The organism is Desulfurispora sp., assembly GCF_052744395.1.
On sequence record NZ_JBRAJI010000007.1, the window covers coordinates 1 to 19806 of the forward strand.

General features: G+C 59.9%; 20 protein-coding genes and 4 tRNA genes. 3 read left to right on the top strand and 21 right to left on the bottom strand.

All coding sequences use genetic code 11. The features are described 5' to 3' along the window. Positions 1–348: 348 nt before the first annotated feature. The 5 genes from ACUVTU_RS02920 to ACUVTU_RS02940 form a co-directional block, all read right to left on the bottom strand. Positions 349–687, bottom strand: coding sequence for a hypothetical protein (locus tag ACUVTU_RS02920; protein WP_445888473.1), 339 nt, complete (start codon positions 685–687; stop codon positions 349–351). Next, positions 680–1045, bottom strand: coding sequence for a RusA family crossover junction endodeoxyribonuclease (locus ACUVTU_RS02925; protein WP_445888474.1), 366 nt, complete (start codon positions 1043–1045; stop codon positions 680–682). Before ACUVTU_RS02925 ends, ACUVTU_RS02920 begins: the two co-directional genes overlap by 8 nt. A gap of 9 nt (positions 1046–1054) precedes the next feature. Next, the gene (locus ACUVTU_RS02930) at positions 1055–1597 is read right to left on the bottom strand and encodes a hypothetical protein (protein WP_445888475.1); all 543 of its coding nucleotides are present in this window, start codon (positions 1595–1597) and stop codon (positions 1055–1057) included. Positions 1598–1673: 76 nt separating this feature from the next. After that, a complete protein-coding gene (locus ACUVTU_RS02935; RefSeq protein ID WP_445888476.1) occupies positions 1674–2084 on the bottom strand; it encodes a DnaD domain-containing protein in 411 nt (136 codons plus the stop codon). A gap of 49 nt (positions 2085–2133) precedes the next feature. Then, positions 2134–2256, bottom strand: a complete 123-nt coding sequence (locus tag ACUVTU_RS02940; protein ID WP_445888477.1) for a helix-turn-helix domain-containing protein — start codon at positions 2254–2256, stop codon at positions 2134–2136. A 169-nt stretch (positions 2257–2425) separates the two neighbouring features. Between ACUVTU_RS02940 and ACUVTU_RS02945 the strand changes: the two genes are divergently transcribed. From ACUVTU_RS02945 to ACUVTU_RS02955, 3 genes are all read left to right on the top strand, one after another. Next, positions 2426–2761, top strand: coding sequence for a helix-turn-helix domain-containing protein (locus ACUVTU_RS02945; RefSeq protein WP_445888478.1), 336 nt, complete (start codon positions 2426–2428; stop codon positions 2759–2761). Between the two features lie 98 nt (positions 2762–2859). After that, positions 2860–3294: an ImmA/IrrE family metallo-endopeptidase gene (locus ACUVTU_RS02950; protein ID WP_445888546.1), complete on the top strand. Its 435-nt coding sequence runs from the start codon at positions 2860–2862 to the stop codon at positions 3292–3294. Further along, a complete protein-coding gene (locus ACUVTU_RS02955; protein WP_445888479.1) occupies positions 3291–4793 on the top strand; it encodes a recombinase family protein in 1503 nt (500 codons plus the stop codon). Before ACUVTU_RS02950 ends, ACUVTU_RS02955 begins: the two co-directional genes overlap by 4 nt. 9 nt (positions 4794–4802) lie before the next feature. Here ACUVTU_RS02955 and ACUVTU_RS02960 read toward each other — a convergent pair. The 16 genes from ACUVTU_RS02960 to ACUVTU_RS03035 form a co-directional block, all read right to left on the bottom strand. After that, positions 4803–4878, bottom strand: a tRNA-Val gene (locus ACUVTU_RS02960). Between the two features lie 105 nt (positions 4879–4983). Continuing rightward, positions 4984–5059, bottom strand: a tRNA-Glu gene (locus ACUVTU_RS02965). A 10-nt stretch (positions 5060–5069) separates the two neighbouring features. Next, positions 5070–5144: transfer RNA gene (locus ACUVTU_RS02970), tRNA-Ile, on the bottom strand. Between the two features lie 8 nt (positions 5145–5152). Further along, positions 5153–5227: transfer RNA gene (locus tag ACUVTU_RS02975), tRNA-Asn, on the bottom strand. Positions 5228–5406: 179 nt separating this feature from the next. Continuing rightward, positions 5407–6507: an RNA polymerase sigma factor RpoD gene (rpoD, locus tag ACUVTU_RS02980; RefSeq protein ID WP_445888480.1), complete on the bottom strand. Its 1101-nt coding sequence runs from the start codon at positions 6505–6507 to the stop codon at positions 5407–5409. A gap of 34 nt (positions 6508–6541) precedes the next feature. Further along, positions 6542–8302 (bottom strand): DNA primase, encoded by a 1761-nt coding sequence (dnaG, locus tag ACUVTU_RS02985; RefSeq protein WP_445888481.1) that lies wholly within the window; start codon positions 8300–8302, stop codon positions 6542–6544. A 150-nt stretch (positions 8303–8452) separates the two neighbouring features. Continuing rightward, a complete protein-coding gene (locus ACUVTU_RS02990) occupies positions 8453–9472 on the bottom strand; it encodes a deoxyguanosinetriphosphate triphosphohydrolase (RefSeq protein ID WP_445888482.1) in 1020 nt (339 codons plus the stop codon). Positions 9473–9543: 71 nt separating this feature from the next. Beyond that, the gene (locus ACUVTU_RS02995; protein ID WP_445888483.1) at positions 9544–10152 is read right to left on the bottom strand and encodes a flavodoxin family protein; all 609 of its coding nucleotides are present in this window, start codon (positions 10150–10152) and stop codon (positions 9544–9546) included. A 15-nt stretch (positions 10153–10167) separates the two neighbouring features. Next, positions 10168–10740: an RNA 2',3'-cyclic phosphodiesterase gene (gene thpR / locus ACUVTU_RS03000; protein ID WP_445888484.1), complete on the bottom strand. Its 573-nt coding sequence runs from the start codon at positions 10738–10740 to the stop codon at positions 10168–10170. Then, the gene (locus ACUVTU_RS03005; protein WP_445888485.1) at positions 10740–11735 is read right to left on the bottom strand and encodes an HD domain-containing phosphohydrolase; all 996 of its coding nucleotides are present in this window, start codon (positions 11733–11735) and stop codon (positions 10740–10742) included. The genes thpR and ACUVTU_RS03005 overlap by 1 nt, the downstream gene beginning before the upstream one ends. A 176-nt stretch (positions 11736–11911) precedes the next feature. Next, the gene (gene ppdK, locus ACUVTU_RS03010; RefSeq protein WP_445888486.1) at positions 11912–14572 is read right to left on the bottom strand and encodes a pyruvate, phosphate dikinase; all 2661 of its coding nucleotides are present in this window, start codon (positions 14570–14572) and stop codon (positions 11912–11914) included. After that, positions 14562–15398 (bottom strand): pyruvate, water dikinase regulatory protein, encoded by an 837-nt coding sequence (locus ACUVTU_RS03015; protein WP_445888487.1) that lies wholly within the window; start codon positions 15396–15398, stop codon positions 14562–14564. Before ACUVTU_RS03015 ends, ppdK begins: the two co-directional genes overlap by 11 nt. A gap of 6 nt (positions 15399–15404) precedes the next feature. After that, positions 15405–16037 carry a helix-turn-helix transcriptional regulator gene (locus ACUVTU_RS03020; protein ID WP_445888488.1) on the bottom strand — a complete coding sequence of 211 codons (633 nt, stop codon included), beginning with the start codon at positions 16035–16037 and terminating at the stop codon, positions 15405–15407. 145 nt (positions 16038–16182) lie between these two features. Next, positions 16183–18258, bottom strand: coding sequence for a glycine--tRNA ligase subunit beta (glyS, locus tag ACUVTU_RS03025; protein ID WP_445888547.1), 2076 nt, complete (start codon positions 18256–18258; stop codon positions 16183–16185). Between the two features lie 4 nt (positions 18259–18262). Continuing rightward, complete coding sequence (gene glyQ, locus ACUVTU_RS03030; RefSeq protein WP_445888489.1) at positions 18263–19150, bottom strand: glycine--tRNA ligase subunit alpha; 888 nt, start codon at positions 19148–19150, stop codon at positions 18263–18265. 157 nt (positions 19151–19307) lie between these two features. Further along, the gene (locus tag ACUVTU_RS03035; RefSeq protein WP_445888490.1) at positions 19308–19772 is read right to left on the bottom strand and encodes a DUF4342 domain-containing protein; all 465 of its coding nucleotides are present in this window, start codon (positions 19770–19772) and stop codon (positions 19308–19310) included. Positions 19773–19806: the final 34 nt, after the last annotated feature.

Sequence of the window (19806 nt, forward strand, 5' to 3'; positions counted from 1 at the left end):
GTTGCCCGGCCTGTGAGAGCCACCCGGCCGGCTGCCGGGTGGACGGAAGCGGGCCGCCTGGGCGTGGCGTGGATAAAGCCCCGGGCGGCCGGAAGGCAGCCCGGGGCCCGCACGGGAGCGGACCCGCGCTACCAGCGACGGACCGGCCACCGGCGACGGACCGGCCACCGGTGGTGCTGCGCCCCGGGCCTGGGGCATTTCCTCTGCAGTACCCGGGGCCCGCCTATACCGACCGGGGAGTGCCGCCCCTGCGGCCCCTGCGCGCATGGCGCTCCGGGGCCGGCGCTTAAGCGCAAAAACCACCCCCCGCGCTTTTCGCGGCTTGCACAAAAGCACGGGGGGTGGCTGTTAGTTTTGCTTTTCTTTTTCCAGCTGCCCAATCTTCCTAGCCACGCCGGCAAACTTGGCCCGGGCGCTCAATTCGTTTGAATCGTCTTCGTCTACGGGCAGTGGGAATTCAATAACCACATTGCCCCGCAGCATGGCCTGCCTTTTCTCCAGCAGTTCGCCCAGCTTTTCCGTCGGCACCAGGCCGGTGTCTAGGTAGATGTCGCAGTACCTGACCAGCTCAAAGAGCTGCCGGGCCAGGCTGTATTCTTTCTGGCGGCCGGTGATTTCGTAGAATCCCATGGCCACGTTCATGGCATTGACAATGCTGCAGACTTCCTCACTGCTCAGTTTAAGCATACTCCTCCTCCTCACACTCCAAAATAATTTCCGCCCGCTCCTCCACATCCGGCGCAATGACCAGGCTGGCCTGAATGTGCCGCACCTGCCTGTCGTCCACATAGGCGGCCCGGTTCAGCCCGTCGCAGACCGCCTTCACATAGTTGTCCAGGTCTCCGCCGGGGCTGGCCAGGTACACGGTCAGGCTCAGGCTGACCGGCCCACGGCAGGGTCGGCGGCAGTACTTTCTGGCTAGCCAGTGGATGTGCTTTTCATAGTCGTGGCTTCTTTCCGGTGTGTAGACGTACCCGTTGCGGCCCAGGCGCGGGCGTTGTTTGGGCACCGGGCGGCCGGGCACCGTGATAGTAATTCGCTGCATGTGGCCACCTCACCTGCCGTGGCTGATCCGGGGTGCCGCCAGCTCGCTGCGCTCTACTTCCTGGCCGGCCGGACTCCAGCCGGGCCGGGCATCGCCGGCACTGTAGCCTGGCTCCGGCTCAAAGCTCCAGCTATGCAGGGCAGCTTCAGCCGGGATGAAGGGTTCTTCCTGCACGGTGACAAAGGCGCCGCCCTCCTCCTCACCCTGCACCAGCTCCTCGGCTGGCAGCGGGGCTTTCCCCTCCCCACTGCCCCGCCCGTCCCCTGCCGGCGGCGCCTCATACGCCGGGCCGGACGAGACAGTTGCCGGAGACTCGGTGGTTTTTCCAGCCATCTTCCCGCCGGCCAGGTGGTCGAACAGCCCGCGCTGGACGCTGCTCAGCACCACCAGCACTTCTTCATTGGGGCTGAACTGGCGCAGCTCCAACAGGTTTTCGTTGCTCAGTTCTATTTCATCCAGGATCACCCGGATGCTCTGTTTCCAGCTTTCGGCTGTGTACTTGTTGAGGATCTCAATCTTCTTGATCCGGGCGGTGAAATCGGCTTTGCTCATATGGCGTACCTCCCATCGTTCAGCTGCAGCGCAGCTTTTCAATTGCAATACGGCTTTTTAACTGCAGTACAGGCTTTCAGTTGCAGTACAGGCTTTCAATCAGGCGGCGCTTTTTCTCCCTGGCCGCGGCCTGCTCCGGGTCTTCGGCAGGCGCATCACCGGGCGGTGGGGCGGCTCTGGACTGCCACCGGCTGCCCGGACGCTGCCGGGCGGCTGCGTGGCGGGAGGATTCATCCCGGGCCTGGTCCAGGGTGCGCACACCGGCATTGTAGAGATTCCGGCAGATGGCGTCGATGTAGTCCACCCGCCGCACATTGGCCAGGGCGGCCTTTTCAATGGCCCACAGCACCACCTCCAGTTCCAGCCCGGCCGTAAGCCAGGCGGTGAGTTTTTGCACCTGCACCGGGGAGGGGGCCAGGATACCGGCCTGCTGCAGGGCTTCCTGCACTCGTGCGGCGGCTGCGGCCTCCGGTTGGGACGGCGGCACGGGCCGGCCCGGAAGGGGGGCGGGGAGTGGGTCTGTTTGCTGGTGGTGTTCAATGCCTGAATTTATCTGCTGCGGCGGATCTATAACCTATGGCCCGCGCCATCTGCTCCTGGGTAAGGCCCTTTTGTTTTCTTACTGCTCTGATCTTGGCGAAGTCCACGCGCCGCTTCATTTGCTGTGCCACCCCTCCATCCTACCAATATGGTAGCTCCTGCCCTCGATTATATCCTACCATAATGGTAATGTCAATGGTTTTATTACCATGTTGGTAAATACGATTCCTTTTTCCCTGCTGATGTGGTAGAATACAATTACCAGTATGGTAAGGTGGTGATGGTTGAATGAGCCTGGGGGAAAGATTGAAGAAAGCGCGCGAGAGCAGGGGCCTTACCCAGATCCAGCTGGGCAAAATGGTTAATGTGTCCGACGCTACGATCAACAGATACGAGCGCGGGCAACGCAAGCCAACCCCGGAAATGCTGAGCAAACTGGCCGAAATACTGCACGTTTCGGTAGACTACCTTGTCGACGGGCCAGGTGAAACGGCATACGAAAGCGCCACTCTTGCCGCCCACCGCACCGATGATCCCTTGCAAGAGCTTCCCGAGGAGGCCAAGAGAAGCCTGCAGGAATTCCAAGAATACATACTGCGCAAATATGGCGTCAAGAAAGACTAAAAAACCTGCTATCCAGAGGTGGAATAGCAGGTTTTGATTTACAAGGGATCTTCGACATTATTCGTCAATTCCGGGCAGGTGATTTTATACCGACAAATCTGTTCGAGCTTGCCGAAAAAGAGGGGATTGTGATTGAATGGTGGGATTTCCAGCCACCCCTGGAAGCGGTCTACCTGGCCATGGCCGGGATGCCCCCGGTGATTGGCCTGGCCACTTCCCTGCGACAGGCGCCCCGTGCCTACCTGCGCTGTGTGCTGGCAGAAGAAATCGGCCACCACTTCACCACCGCGGGCAACTTTTTGCCGCATACTTTTTTCCACTACCGCCAACGCATTGAAATCAGTCGGGCCGAATATCTGGCACTGCGCTGGGCAGCCCGACATTTAATCCCAATGGACAGGTTAATGCAGGCCTTCCGCCAGGGGATTGTCGAATGTTGGGAGCTGGCAGGGCATTTTGAAGTGACCGAAGACCTGGTCAGATTCCGGCTGAGTTTGCCGGAGGTTCTGTACAAAGACGGGGGATGGAAATGAGCAAACTGCGCCGCGCCTGCACTTATATTCGGGTATCCCGGGAACGGGAGGATGGCATCTCCCCGGAGCAGCAAAAAGAAAAGGCCGAGCTGCAAGCCCGCCTGATGGGGCTGGATTTGTTGCGCATCTACCAGGATATTGATATTTCCGGCCGCTCTGACCGCCGCCCCGGTTTTCAAGAAATGATCAGCGACATCAAAGCAGGGCTGTACGATATCTGTATGGTTTACAAGCTGGACCGCTTCTGCCGCAATGTAAAGGATTTTCACCACTATGTGGAGGTGCTGGAAAGCCACGACTGCAGCCTGGTCTCCATCAGCCAGAACATTGACACCAGCACGCCGGTGGGTCGTCTTTTGCGCAATATTCTGGCCGACTTCGCCCAGTTTGAAAGTGAGATGATTGCCGAAAGGGTGCGGGATAACAAGCTGGCGGCCGCTCGCCGGGGCCGGTGGAATGGTGGGCATATACCGTATGGGTATGAATTGCAGGACAAACAGTTGGTGATCAATCCGCAGGAGGCACCGGCCATTGTTTTAGCTTTTGAAATGCGCGCAGCCGGTAATGGGTATTTAAAAATTGCCAAAGAGCTGACGGCCCGGGGTTTTGCGCCGCGGCACGGTACCCGCCGGGGTCTGCACTGGTCGGAGGACAGCGTAAAGTACATCATCGGTAACCCGGTGTATATGGGCGTGCTGGAGTATGATGGCATTGCGATTCCCGGAGCGGTTCCGGCCATTGTAGAGGCCGAACTGTGGCACCGCGCCCAGGCCCCCCGACAGATTCCCAATCGTGCCCAGCAGTCGCCCCACCTACTCAGCGGCCTGCTCTACTGCACACACTGTGGGCACAGCGGCTGGGCCATTGTGAAAAACGGGCGGGTGTATTACGACAGTAGCGGCAACTGGCACGGCAGGGTGCTGCGCTACATGTGCCGGACCAGGCGGGAGATGAACGCTGCGGCCTGCGCCACCCGGCTGCTGGACAAGTACAGCCTGGAGGATAAAATTATCGAGCTGGTCTTCTGTCTGGCGGATGACGCTACTCTCCTGGCCGAGGCCCGGCGGGCGCTGTCCGAGGCGATAGCCACCCGGGAAGACACCGCAACGGTGGAGCAGATCAAAGCGGAGCTAGACAGGCTGCGGGCAGTGATGCGGGAGCTGTTTGCGGATTACTACGACCACCGGCTGATCACCCGGGAGCAGTTCGCGCAAAAGAATGGGGAGTATCTGGAAAAGGAGAAAATGCTTGTGGATAAGCTGGAGCAGCTGGAGGCGGCTGCAGCGGAACAGACGCTGGCCAACGCAGAGTTGATGGCATCCACGGCCGCCGCACTGCGGCAGGACTGGGAAAACATGACCGACGGGGAGAAAAAGCTGGCGTTGCGGCAGGTGATCAAGCGGATTGACGTCTACCCGGACCGGGTGGTGGTGGATTTCTTTGGGGTGAAAAAAGAAATAACACCGAAGGTTAACTCCGGTGCTACTCTCTTTTTCTGATATTTGCTTTGGTGGGAGCAACAGGGTTCGAACCTGTGACCTCCTGCTTGTAAGGCAGGCGCTCTCCCAGCTGAGCTATGCTCCCAAGTAGGGCTCTGAGCCCGCAGGGAAACGCATTTTGGGTGGCTTGAACCGCCGACCCCATGCTTGTAAGGCATGTGCTCTCCCAGCTGAGCTAATCGCCCATGAATGGTGACCCCTACGGGATTCGAACCCGTGTTACCGCCGTGAAAGGGCGGTGTCTTAGACCACTTGACCAAGGGGCCGGATCACTGCTGGTGGGCCCACCAGGATTCGAACCTGGAACCAGCCGGTTATGAGCCGGATGCTCTACCGTTGAGCTATAGGCCCGGATAAAGTGGCTCCCCGAGCAGGATTCGAACCTGCAACCTACCGGTTAACAGCCGGTTGCTCTACCGTTGAGCTATCGGGGAACGGTGCAATAGTTATTATACATATTGCCCCGGACTGCGTCAATAGGGTGCGGGGCATTTTTTTTCGGAAATTAGAATTTGCCCCGCCCGAAAGCCGTCCGGGACGGATGCCGGCCCGCTGGCCGGTTCAGAAAGCAAATCGGGGCGCGGCAGCGAAAAGGCACCGCACCCCGGGGGGATTAATCCAGATAATCCTTCAGCTTCTTGCTCCGGCTGGGGTGACGCAGTTTGCGCAGCGTTTTGGCTTCAATCTGGCGAATGCGCTCCCTGGTCACGCCAAACTTCTGACCAACTTCCTCCAGAGTGCGGGCCCGGCCGTCGTCCAGCCCGAAACGCAGGCGCAGCACCTTTTGTTCCCGATCGGTCAGGGTTTTCAGCACTTCATCCAGCTGCTCCCGCAGTAGGGTGTAGGAAGCCTCCTCGGCCGGCGCCCGGGCATCGGCATCTTCGATGAAGTCGCCCAGGTGCGAGTCCTCTTCCTCGCCTATGGGGGTTTCCAGCGATACCGGCTCCTGGGCAATCTTCATGATCTCGCGCACTTTTTCTTCGGAGATGCCCATTTCCCGGGCTATTTCTTCCGGCAGGGGCTCCCGCCCCAGCTCCTGCAAGAGCTGCCGGGAGACCCGGATCAGCTTGTTGATGGTCTCCACCATGTGCACCGGAATGCGAATGGTGCGGGCCTGGTCGGCAATGGCCCGGGTGATGGCCTGCCTGATCCACCAGGTGGCATAGGTGCTGAACTTGTATCCTTTGCGGTAGTCGAACTTTTCCACCGCCTTGATCAGGCCCAGGTTGCCTTCCTGGATCAGGTCCAGAAAGAGCATCCCCCGCCCCACATAACGCTTGGCAATGCTCACCACCAGGCGCAGGTTGGCTTCGGCCAGCCGGCGCTTGGCCTCTTCATCGCCCTGCTCCATGCGCCTGGCCAGCTCCACTTCTTCTTCCGGCGTCAGCAGGGGAACGCGGCCGATCTCTTTCAGGTACATGCGTACCGGGTCATCAATGCCAATACCCTCGGGTATACTGAGATCCAGATCCACTTCTTCCGGCTGTGTATCTAAACCTGGCCCGTCCAGGGATTCCAGTTCAGGCAATTCGGGCAGTTCGGAAACCACCTCTATACCCAGGCCGGCGAGCTTTTCATAAATCTCATCCATCTGGTCCGGCGTCATGTCCTGCCCCTGCAGGCTGTCCATAATTTCGCTGTAAGCCAACATGCCCCGTTTTTTCCCTTTTTCGATCAGCTCCTTGACGCCGCTGACCTTTTGCTCTTCGCTCACTTTTCCACTCCCCCTTTCCCGGGCCATGCCATGGTCACTGCAAACTCTGTAGCTGTTTGATATATTGATGCACGGTCACCCAGTCACCGTTTTTCTCGGCAGCCTGGATGGCGCTGATGAGCATATTTTTTTTCTGGCGGTCTAGGTTTTTCTGGATCACCGCCAGGCAATCATCCAGCAGACGCTGCCCATCCGGCACCGGCACATCTTCCAGCAGCAGCCGCGCCGCAATCCTGGCCGCCTCCGGCGCCAGGCTGTCCAGCCGGGCCGGCAGATCCACCCGGCCTCCCTGCTGCCAGGCGGCACAGCATACCTGGTAAATCTCCCGGTGCAGCGGCTCCTGCCAGAAAGCATCGCCCAGGCGGGACTGCACAACCGGCAGATACTGCGGATGCTCTATCAAAAGGCGCAGCAAATATTGTTCGGCCCGCTGCCAGGCCGGGACAATTTTACTATCTTTTATTATATTATGTTTGTTTTTAACAATTTTATCCGTTTCTGGCTCTTTTTTTTCCGGTAAAGCCGCATAGCGCTTTAATTCTTCCCTTACTGTTTCCCAGCTCAGCCCCAGCGCTGCCGCCACCAAGCGCACGCCTTCCTCCTGCCGGGCCGGGCTGGTGATGGCGGCCAGACCGGGCAATATTTCCTGCAGCGCCCGGGCTGCACTGTTATTCTTATTAAGAATATTTATTTTATATTCCAGCAGGGAACGCGAACGGCGCAGCAACTGCTGCCAGTCGGCCAGACTGTGCCGGCGGAAATACTCATCCGGGTCCTTGCCGTCGGGCAGCTCCACCACATACAGGTTGAGACCCAGGGACTGCAGCACATCAAGCCCCCGCCAGGTGGCCTGCTGTCCGGCGTTATCGGCATCGTAGGCTATATACACCGTGTCGGTGTAGCGCAAAAGCAGCTTGCCCTGCCGTTCGGTCAGCGCGGTTCCCAGCGTGGCCACCGCGCTGGTGGCTCCGGCCTGGTGGGCGGCAATCACATCCATATAGCCTTCCACCAGCACGGCCTGATTGAGCTGCTGAATGGACCGCCTGGCCAGGTGCAGGCCGTACAGCAGGCGGCCTTTATTGAAAAAACTGGTCTCGGGTGTGTTCAGGTACTTGGGCTGGCTGTCGTCCAGCACCCGCCCGCCGAAGCCCACCACATGGCCCGCCTGATCGTGAATGGGAAAGATGATCCGGTGGCGAAAGCGGTCGTAGTAACCTCCCCGCTCACTGGCCACCAAAAGACCCGCCCGCACCGCCTCGGCCGGTTCCACCTGCTGGCTCTGCAGGTACTTCAGCAGCCCGTCCCAGGCTGCCGGGGCATACCCCAGCTGAAAGGTTTGCACCGTCTGTTCGCTCAAACCTCGCTCCTGGAGGTAGCGGCGGGCTTCCTGAGCGCCCGGCGCTTCCAGCAGCTGGCGGTGGTAATAGGCCGCGGCCAGCTGGTTGATCTTCCAGACGCGTTCTTCTTCCGCGGCCCGCCGGGCGGCGGCCGGGTCACCGGTTGGCGGTATTCTAATGCCCGCCCGGTCGGCCAGCCGGCGCACGGCATCCTGGAAGTCGATGTTTTCCGCCAGCATTAAAAACTTGAAAACATTCCCGCCGGCGTGGCAGCCAAAACAATAGAATATCTGCTTATCCGGAGAAACTGTGAATGAAGGATCGCGTTCCTGGTGAAAAGGGCAATTACCCACAAAGTTGCGCCCTTTTTTGGTCAACCGCACATATTCACTGACCAAACTGACTATATCGCTGGCAATGCGCACCTGGTCAATGATTTCAGCAGGTATTCGCCCCATTTCCTTCACCTGATTCTCTATACAACCGTGCAAATGCTTAAGTTCTACAATTATCGCTTAAATCCTGCCAGCAGCGACCAGAATATTTACTTAAAAGAAATTTACCTTCCCGGATTATTCGCTGGCACTATGAATATTCGCTGCTTTTTCTCATTTTCCTGCTTCCAGGGCTATATTGCTGAAAGCGCGCGGTATGAACAGGTCGCTGAACATGCTGATGGCGTAACGGTCGGTCATGCCGGCAATATAGTCACAAACCACCCGGTCCAGCCCCATGGCCTCGCTCCGCTGGCGGTACTCGTCCGGCAGCAGCGCGGGGTGAGAGATGAAGTATTTATATAAAAATTCCACCACATGCATGGCCTTGCGCTCTTCCCGCTTGGCTTCCGAACCGATGTAAACATGCTCGAACATGAACTGGCGCAGCCGGTCCGCCGCCTGCTGAAAAGGCGGGCTCAGGGCAATCTGCGCCGTGTCCTGGTTGTAGCTGATCAAGTCCATGACCATGTTGTTGATGCGCTCGCGGTGGGTCTGTCCCAGCACGGCCAGGCAGTCGGCGGGCAGCTGAGCGGAGGTCAGAATGCCGGCCCGCAGCGCGTCGTCAATATCGTGGTTGATGTAGGCGATCCGGTCGCAGATGCGCACAATTTGTCCTTCCAGGGTGGCGGGCAGGTGCGGTCCGGTGTGGTTGAGAATGCCATCGCGCACTTCCCAGGTCAGATTGAGGCCCTGCTTTCCTTCCAGTATATCCACCACCCGCAGACTCTGCTCATTGTGCTTGAAACCGCCGGGGTGGATGCGGCTCAAGACTTCTTCCCCGGCGTGGCCGAAGGGAGTGTGGCCCAGGTCGTGCCCCAGGGCGATGGCCTCGGTGAGATCCTCATTGAGGGAAAGCGCCCGGGCCACCGTGCGGGAGATCTGGGCCACTTCCAGGGTGTGGGTCAGCCTGGTTCTGATGTGGTCGCCTTCCGGGATAATAAATACCTGGGTCTTGTGCTTCAGCCGCCGAAAGCTCTTGGCGTGGATAATCCGGTCCCGGTCGCGCTGAAAACAGGTGCGCACCGGGCAGGGCTCCTCCGGCACCGCCCGGCCCCGGCTCTGCCGGCTCAGACAGGCCCGGGTGCTTAGCAGTTTTTCTTCCCGCTCTTCAGTCACCGCACGCCAGTGCATATGATCCCCCCTGCCTGGTGGCTTAAAAAGACACCCCCGGCAATTCTGGAATTTCCTACCGGGGGAGATGCTCAGGGCAGGCTCTTTTTTTGACGCAGCGCCGCGGTGGCCCCGGCCACCTCCAGCACCCGCCGGGCCAGGACGCGCACTCTTTGCAGCCCGTCCTGGTCTTCCGCCGCCGGGCGCTGGGCGCAGGCGCCCTGATGGCCGGCATCATCCGCCGCAAAGCCGTCGCCAACCACGGTCATCCCCTGACAGAGCATCATGTCCTGCAGGGCCCGCAGCGTGGTCTCCTGCCCTCCGAAGCGGGCCGCACCCACGGCCAGCGCTCCCCCAACCACATTGATCAGCGCTCTCTCCTTGCGCAGGGGCCGCAGTTTGTCCCAGAAGGCCTTGAGCTGGGCACTGACCGTGCAGAAGTACACCGGACTGCCCATGATCAGGCCATCGGCGCGCCGCAGCGTTTGCGCCGCCGTTTCCATAGCGGTTCCCCGGTAACATTTCCCCTGACAATCGGCCGCACAGGCGGCGCAAAAAGGCTGTTTGAGCGAGGACAAAATCTCCGCCGCCTGCAGGGTGACCACTTCGCAGTGACCGCGTAATTCGCTTTCCGCCACCTGCAGCATGGCGGCAGTGTTGCCGTTTTTGTTGGGACTGCCGTTGAGCAAGACAATGAGCACCTGTTACACCTTCCTCTATGTCAGCATAATTTTTTCCAGAACGGTATACACCGGCCCGCCGGGCCGCAGCACACTTTCCACCAGCTGCACCCGGTCGATGGTAAAATCCGGCCATTTTTCCACCGAACCGGCCAGCTCCTCCACTTTGGACAGTAAGGCGGCGGCAGGCTGGGTTTTTTTCAGTCTGGCCAGGGTGAGGTGGGGATGAAAGCGGTTTTCCGGCCGGTGATTAAACCCGGTCAGGGCTTCTTCCAGCGCTTTCTGGACAGCGTGCAGCGCTGTCAGCTCGCCGTCCAGGCCCAGCCAGAGCACCGCCGGGGAACTCCTCCGGCCAAAATATCCCGGCCGGCCAATTTTCAGGGTAAAAGGACGCGCCCCCTGCAGGGCCTCCCGCACCGCGGCCACAGCGGGCGCGATCAGGCCAGTCTCCTGCTCGCCCCAGAAAACCAGGGTGATGTGCATGTTTTGCGGCTTCACCCAGCCGGCGCGGGGCGCCAGAGGCACCAGCTGCTGCTGAAACCGGCCGGCCCGCCGGATGATTTCCTCCGGCAGATCAATGGCCCAGAAAAGGCGCTTTTGAGCAGGCATCAAGACAACTCCCTCAGCATCTGGATAAAGGCCCGCACCACAGCGGGATCAAACTGCCGTCCGGCATTCTTTTCCAGTTCTTCCACCGCCACTTCCAGAGGCAGCGCCCTGCGGTAACTCCGGTTGGAAGTCATGGCATCAAAGGCATCGGCCACCGCAATTATTCTGCCCAGCAGCGGGATTTCTTCCCCCTGCAGCTGCTCGGGATAACCCGTGCCGTCATAGCGCTCGTGATGCGCCCGGATCACGGGGATGATTTCCTCCAGCCAGCTGATGCAGGCCAGGATATCTATGCCCTTTTCCACGTGTTTTTTAATTATTTCGTACTCTTCCTCGGTTAAGCGGCCCGGTTTGTTCAGGATGTCTTCCGGTATTCCTATTTTGCCCACATCGTGCACAATGCCACACAGGTAGGCCATTTCCACCATTTTCTCGTCCAGGCCCATGTATTCGGCCAGCATGCGGGCATACTCGGCCACTTTCTCGGAGTGGCCCATGGTGTAATAGTCCCGGGCGCCAATGGCCTCGGCAAAAGCAAAAACGGTTTCCACATGCTCACTGGGCGCAATGGTGCTGCTCTCTCGCTCCCCGACCAGCTTCCACTGCTGGGCGGCCGGATGGTAAAAGCCGCAAACCCCAATGATTTTATTTTCCTCATCGCGCAGCAAATGGGTCGTTACCGTAAAAGACCGGGGCAGGCTGCTGTTTTGGCTGCTCACCAGACAGGGCTGCTTGGTCAGCTCTTTACCGGTCTGCAAGGTAAAGAGCAGGGGATAGCGCGGTCTGCCTTTGTGATCCAGCCATTGCCCTTCGGCCCGCTTTTCCGGGAAGGGACGGCCGATTAAAGCGGCTTTTTCTTCTCCCAGATATCTGGCCATCACCTGGTTCAAATAAACCGTAATGCCCTCCCGGTTCAAACAGAGCACACCGTAAGGCAGGAGTTCCAGCACCTGGTGCAGCATTCGATTAATATCCGGATCGGTCAAACCACCCACAGCCCATGCCCCTTTCTGTTACCATAAAACGCCTGACAGAGGAAATCGCTACAAAATATTTCGCTTTTGGTTCTCTATTTCCTTTTCCGCAGCAAATAACCCGCACTTTTTTTTAAGTAAAAAAGGAGGGCCCGGAGCATGTTCCGGGCCCCCCAGCAGGTCCATGATTCAATCAGCTAGCTGCGCTGGCGCCGGCCGTGTTTCACCGTGGCCTGGGCAGCGGCCAGGCGGGCGATGGGCACCCGGAAGGGCGAGCAGCTGACATAGTCCAGGCCAATTTCATAGCAGAACTCCACCGAAGAAGGCTCGCCGCCGTGCTCGCCGCAGATACCCACCAGCAAACCGGGACGGGTTTGCCGGCCCAGCTCCACGGCCAGACGCATCAGTTTGCCCACGCCCTTGCGGTCTAAAACCACAAAGGGGTTTTCGGGCAGAATCTTTTTGTCCAGATATTCGCTCATAAATTTGCCTTCAGCATCGTCCCGGGAGAAGCCCAGGGTGGTCTGGGTCAGGTCGTTGGTGCCGAAGGAGAAGAACTCGGCTTCCCGGGCGATTTCATCGGCCAGCAGCGCAGCCCGCGGCACTTCAATCATGGTGCCCACCGTGTACTCAAAGTGCACGCCGAACTGCTGCATCACTTCGCCGGCCACCTGGTGCACCATTTCCTTGAGCAGGCGCAGCTCGTTTACATCAATGACCAGCGGTATTTCCACCTCGGGAATCACTTCCACGCCTTCCTGCACCAGCCGGGCGGCAGCGCGGAAAATGGCCCGGGCCTGCATGGCGTAAGCCTCGGGGAAGGTGATCCCCAGGCGGCAGCCGCGGTGGCCCAGCATGGGGTTGAACTCGGAAAGGGCCCGCACCTTGCGCAGCAGGTCTTCCTTTTCCCGCACTTCTTTTGCGCTGCCGCCGGTCAGGCGCAGGCGGGTAATTTCCACCGCCAGCTCCTCGGCATTGGGCAAAAACTCGTGCAGGGGCGGATCCAGCAGGCGGATGGTCACCGGCAGGCCGGCCATGGCCTTTAAAATGCCGTAGAAATCGCCTTCCTGCATGGGCAAGAGCTGCTCCAGCGCCGCGGCCCTTTCTTCGGGCCCCGCGGCCAGGATCATGCGCTGCACAATGGGCAGGCGGTCCTGCGCCATAAACATGTGCTCGGTACGGGTAAGGCCAATTCCTTCCGCCCCGAACTCGCGGGCCTTGGCCGCATCTTCGGGCGTGTCGGCGTTGGCCCGCACGCCCATGGCCCTGATCTCATCGGCCCAGGTGAGCAGCTGCTGGAATTCCGGCGAAATTTCCGGGTCAATCATGGGCACCTGCCCCAGCATGACCTGTCCGGTGGCCCCGTCAATGGAAATCAGGTCGCCCTTTTTGATCACCAGCTGTCCCACGGTGAACTCTTCCCGCTCATAGTCGATGCGCAGCGCCTCACAGCCGCACACGCAGGGCTTGCCCATGCCCCGGGCCACCACGGCGGCGTGGCTGGTCATGCCCCCCCGGGAGGTGAGAATGCCCTGGGCCGCCACAATGCCGTGAATATCATCCGGTGTGGTTTCCATACGCACCAGGATCAGCTTTTCGCCCTGCTTGCCCAGCCGCTCGGCCTCATCGGCGTCGAAGACCACCTGGCCGGAAGCCGCTCCCGGCGATGCCGGCAGCCCCCGGGCGATCACTTCCAGTTGGGCCGAGGGATCAATCCGCCGGTGCAGCAGCTGATCCAGCTGGGCCGGCTCCACTCTTAACACGGCCTCCTCTTTGGTAATCAGGCCTTCCTGCACCATGTCCACGGCAATCTTGATGGCCGCCTGGGCAGTGCGTTTCCCGGTGCGGGTCTGCAGCATGTAGAGTTTGCCCCGCTCAATGGTGAACTCGATATCCTGCATATTGCGGTAGTGTTTTTCCAGCAGCTGGCAGGTGCGCACAAACTGTGCATACACATCGGGCATCTCCTGCTGCAGGGTGGCAATGGGCTGCGGGGTGCGAATGCCGGCCACCACATCTTCGCCCTGGGCGTTGATCAAATACTCGCCGTACAGCACATTTTCCCCGGTGGACGGGTTGCGCGTAAAGGCCACACCCGTGCCGCAGTCGTTGCCCAGGTTGCCGAAAACCATCACCTGCACATTGACCGCCGTGCCCAAATCATCTGGTATCTTGTTGATCTTGCGGTAGACGATGGCCCGGTCATTGTTCCAGGAATTGAAAACGGCGTAGATGGCCCGGAAAAGCTGCTCCACGGGGTCCTGGGGGAAGGGTGCGCCGGTTTCCCGCTCAATAATTTTCTTGTACTCCTCCACCACGCCCCGCCAGTCTTCGGCAGTCAACTGGTTGTCGAACTCCACCTGCCGGCGCTGTTTGGCGTGCTCCAGCACCCGCTCAAACTTGTGGTGCTCAATGCCCAGCACCACATCGCCAAACATGTTCAGGAAGCGCCGGTAGCAGTCCAGGGCAAAGCGCTCGTCGCCGGCCGTAGCCGCCAGACCCTGCACCGTCTGATCATTCAGGCCCAGGTTGAGCACGGTATCCATCATGCCGGGCATGGAGATGGGCGCGCCGGAGCGCACGCTCACCAGCAGCGGATTTTGCGGGTCACCAAAACGCTTGCCCGTCTTGTCTTCCAGCACTTTTATGTATTCCCGCACCTGCTCCTCCATGCCGGGCGGGAAATTTCTGTCGCAGGCGTAAAATTCCTTGCAGGCCTCGGTGGTAATGACCAGGCCGGGCGGCACCGGCAGGCCGATGTTGGTCATTTCGGCCAGGTTGGCGCCCTTGCCACCCAGCAGGTTTTTCATGTCGGCGCTGCCCTCTGCAAACAGATAGACATACTTCTTAACGGACATATCTTTCCCCCCTGTAATATAATTCCAGAACCTTGCTGGCGGTTTCCTCCACAGCCTTGTTGGTCACGTCAATCACCGGGCAACCCACCCGGCGCATGATTTCCTGGGCATATTCCAGCTCGCGCAAAATGCGCTCCATGCTGGCATAGTCGGCGTTGGAAGTCAGGCCCAGGGTTTTCAGCCGCTCCCGGCGGATTTCATTGAGCTGGGACGGCTTGATGGTCAATCCCACCACTTTGTGGGGCGGCAGGCTGAAAATTTCTTCCGGAGGCGCCACCTCGGGCACCAGCGGTACATTGGCCGCCTTGATCCGCTTGTGGGCCAGGTACATGCACAGGGGCGTCTTGGAAGTGCGGCTTACCCCCAGCACCACCAGGTCGGCCCGCAGAATCCCCCGCGGGTCCTTGCCGTCATCGTATTTCACGGCAAATTCAATGGCCTCCACCCGCCGGAAGTATTCCTCGTCCATTTTGCGCACCAGGCCGGGCTCCAGGCGGGGCGGCCGTCCGGTAGCCTTTTCCAGCGCGTCCAGCATGGGCGTAATAATGTCCACGGCCGGCACCCCGAGCCGCGCCGCCTCCCGAACCAGCGCTTCCCGCAGCTGGGGCAGCACCAGGGTGTAGGCAATCACGCTGTTAAAAGCCGCGGCTTCTTCCACAATATCGGGGATCTCCTCGGGATCGTTCACGTAGGGAACGCGCCGCACATCAACCAGTCCGCCCTCAAACTGGCTGGCCGCGGCCCTGGCCACCAGTTCGGCCGTCTCGCCGATGGAGTCGGAAATAATATAAATAACGGGTTTATCCAAAAGAGCGCTAATGGCCAACCCCTCCTAGCTTTCTTCTCCCATTTCCACCAGAATTCTGGTAGCAGTGGTCTTGCTGAACCGGCCAATTACCTCCAGAGCACCTTTCACGCCTTCCACCGGCCGGACTACCGGCAGAGCATCCACCTCATGCGTGATCAGCTTGCGGGCTGCCGACCAGACGGTTTCGTCCACCGTGGCCGTAACCACATTGGGCATGCGGGTCATAATCACGCCCACGGGCAGTTTGTGGATATCGTGTCCGCCAATGGTTATTTTTAAAAAGTCTTTGCGCGACACTACGCCTTCCAGCAGCCCGTTTTCCTTCACCACAAACAGGGTCCCGACATCCTCAATGAACATGGTCACCACCGCGTCATAAACCGAACACTGCTCGGGCACCACGGTCGGAACCGATTTCACCTCGCCCACCGTCATCTGGTGCAGCTTCTCTGCCGCCAGCCGGCTCAAGCTTCTGCCACTGTAAAAGTAACCGACCCGCGGCCGGGCCTCAATCAAACCGGCCATGGTCAGGATAGCCATATCAGGACGCAAAGTGGCCCTGGTCAGCGACAGCTTTTCGGCAATTTGCTCACCAGTAATCGGGCCGTTTCTCTTGACTATTTCCAGTATGGCTGCCTGCCGCTCGGTGAGCTGCAAATTACATCGCCCCTTGCGAGTAAATATGCTATACTAATTACCTTATGGATTATATTATATATGCTAACTGCTGCCATTTCCAGTACCAGTGCCCGCGAAATTTTATTAAAAATCCCGTGCCCGCTATACGGGGCACGGGTAATTTTTACACCACCAGTTTGGACAGATCGGCCAGCGGGCGGGTCAGGTCGGTGACCATTTGGAGCAGGGCCAGGCGGGTCTGCCGCACCGCGGCATCCTCCACCATGACCATGACCTGATCAAAAAAGCTGTCCACAGGCTCTTTCAGCCTGGCCAGGCTGGTAAAGGCCGCCGCGTACCGGCCGGCAGCCAGGTGCCCGGCTACCCGAGCCTGCACATCCTGCAGCGCCCGGTAGAGGTCCTTTTCGGCCTGATGGTGCAGCAGGTCTGGATGCAGCGCCGCCCCCGCATATTTTTTCACCAGGTTGGCTGCGCGGGTGAAAGCGGTCAGCGCGGCCGCAAAAGCGGCATCCTGGCGCACTTCCTGCAGTGCGGCACAGCGCTCCCGCACGGCCAGCAGGTCATCCACGCCGGCCGCCAGCACGGCGTCCACCGTATCGTAGGTGTAACCGCTCTCCAGGAGCAGCCCTTTCATCCGCTGGGCGATAAACTCCTGCAGTTCGTCCTGCACCTTGCGGCAGTCCGCCTGCAGGTTAATCCCGGCATAGGCCTGATAGGTTTCCTCAATCAAGCGGGACAGGGAAAAGGTCAGTTTCCCCGCCAGGACAATATGGCAGATGCCCAGGGCCTGCCGGCGCAGGGCATAGGGGTCCTGGGAACCGGTGGGGATGAGGCCGATGGCGAAGCAGCCCACCAGGTTGTCTATTTTTTCCGCCAGGGAGAGGATCTGTCCGGGCAGGGTACCGGGGAGCTCGTCACCGGCAAACCGCGGCAGATAATGCTCATAGATGGCCTGCGCCACCTCCGGCGCTTCGCCCTGCCGCCGGGCGTATTCCCGGCCCATAATGCCCTGCAGTTCGGGAAACTCGTAAACCATGCTGGTAACCAGGTCGGCCTTGCACAGGTGGGCCGCCCGCACTGCTGTTGCGGCCTGGGCGTTGTCCACCCCCAGCTGACCGGCTAAAAACGCGGCGATCTTTTTCAGGCGTTCCACCTTGTCCAGCATGGTGCCCAGGGCTTCCTGCCAGGTCACCCGGGCCAGTGCCGCCACCCGGTCGGCCAGGCTGGTTCTCAGGTCTTCCTGCCAGAAAAAGGCGGCATCGGCCAGGCGGGCCCGCAGCACTTTCTCATTGCCGGCCCGCACCGTGTCCAGGTGCTCGGCGGTGCCGTTGCGCACTCCCACAAAGTGGGGCAGCAGGTTACCCGCCCGGTCCAGCACCGGGAAATAGCGCTGGTGCTCGCGCATGGGGGTGACCAGCACTTCGCGGGGCATACTCAAGTAAGTTTCACTAAAACTGCCCAGAAAAGCGGTCGGGTACTCCAGCAGGTTAGTCACTTCTTCCAGCAGCTCGGGATCGGGCTCCACCCGCCCGCCCGCGGCGGCGGCCACCTGCTGGATCTGCTGCCAGATTATTTTCTGCCGCTCGGCGGGATCGACAATCACAAAAGCCTGGCGCAGCAGCTCGACATACTGTTCCGGACTCTCCACCACCAGCGGCCGGGGCGCCAGAAAGCGGTGCCCCGTGGTCACGTTGCCCGACTGGCAGCCGGCAAAGCTGAAGGGCACCACCTGGCTGCCGTAGAGAGCCACCAGCCAGCGCACCGGCCGGATAAAGCGCACCTCCTGGCTGCCCCAGCGCATGGGTTTGGGGAAATGCAGTCCGGCCAGCAGGCGGGGCAGAATATGCTGCAGCACCTGCACCGCCGGCAGGCTCTCTTCCTGCTTGACGGCAAACACATACTCCACGGGGCCCACCGGGCGCACCACCAGATCGGTCACGGCCACACCCTGGCTGCGGGCAAAGCCTTCCGCCGCCCGGGTCGGCCGGCCGTCCTGGTCAAAAGCCACTTTCACGGCCGGGCCTTTGGCTTCCACCACCCGGGCTTCCTGCTTTTCCGCCAGCCCCTCCACCAGCAGGGCCAGCCGGCGCGGCGTGGCCATGGTCCGGATGCGGCCGAACGGCAGCCGCTCCTGCTCCAGCAGCCCGGCCGCCTGTTCGGCCAGCTGCTGCCGGGCCGGGGAAACAAAGCGGGCCGGCATTTCCTCCATACCTATTTCCAGCAAAAATGTTTTCTCCATCATCCTATTCCCTGCCTCCCCAGGATTTTTTCAGCAGCGGATAACCCATTTCCTCCCGCTGCTGCACATAAGCCTGGGCACAGCTGCGGGCCAGGTTGCGCACCCGGTGAATGTAACCGGTGCGCTCGGTCACACTGATGGCCCCCCGGGCATCCAGCAAGTTGAACGTATGTGAGCATTTCAGCACATAATCGTAGGCCGGCAGCACCAGCTGCTTTTCCACCAGGCGCAGCGCTTCGGCTTCAAACATTTCAAACATTTTCTGCAGCATGTCCACATCGGCGGCGGTAAAATTGTAGTGGGAATACTCCACTTCGCCCTGGTGGTGCACATCGCCGTATGTCACATCGCCCACCCAGATGATGTCAAAGACACTGTCCTTGCCCTGGATGAACATGGCCAGACGTTCCAGGCCGTAGGTGATCTCGGCGCACACCGGGTGGCAGTCGATCCCGCCGCACTGCTGGAAGTAGGTGAACTGGGTGATCTCCATGCCGTCCAGCCACACTTCCCAGCCCAGCCCCCAGGCCCCCAGGGTGGGAGATTCCCAGTTGTCCTCCACAAAGCGGATGTCGTGTTTTTGCGGGTCAATGCCCAGGGCCCGCAGGCTCTCCAGATAGACTTCCAGCACATCATCGGGCGAAGGCTTCAGAATGACCTGATACTGGTAATAGTGCTGCAACCGGTTGGGGTTTTCGCCGTAACGCCCATCGGTGGGACGCCGGGAGGGCTCCACATAGGCCACCCGCCAGGGTTCCGGGCCGAGGGCCCGCAAAAAAGTGGCCGGGTGCATGGTACCGGCCCCCTTTTCTATATCATAGGGCTGCTGGATGAGACAGTTCTGTCCGGCCCAGAATTTGTTCAGGGCCAGGATGATCTCTTGAAAATTCATACGCTGACCTGTTTCCCTCCTCACAAATAATCCACCGGCATTTTAAAAACATAAACCTCCCGTCCTGATAGAAAAATATCACGCGACGAGAGGCAAATAGCTATAGGTGCACTGTCTCATTCAATTTACCAGAATTACCACCCGAAGTCAAGCAACTTCAAAAATCATCCTGACCCGACACCAAATCATTTTTCTCCCCGGGGCGGTCTATTTCCAGGCTGTACTTTTTGGCCAGCGCCGTCATACCCCCCAGCGCGGCTAAAATGGCCAGCTCGCTGCTGGCCAGCGCCCCCAGCACCCCCAACGCGCCCACCGCTGCCGGAACCTCCAGCACGGTTTTATCGCCCTGTTTGATTTTGATTTTAGTCTCCTGACTGCGGGCCACCATCCCTTTCAGTTGCCCCACCAGCTCCTGGCTGCGCTGCTGCACCTTTTCGGCCAGCTCCCGGCCCCGGCTGCGCAGCTCGGATTCCGCTTCCCCCTCCGGTTCAATGCGGTTTTCTTCCAGGTATATCAGCGCCTGCACCACATCTCCGCCCACCGCCGCCAGCGCCTCCCGGGCCTGACGGTAACTGACCCCGGTGCGGGAACGAATGGCATCAATTTTTTGCAATTCATCCATGAACCTTTCACCATCCTGTCGATTATTCACAGAT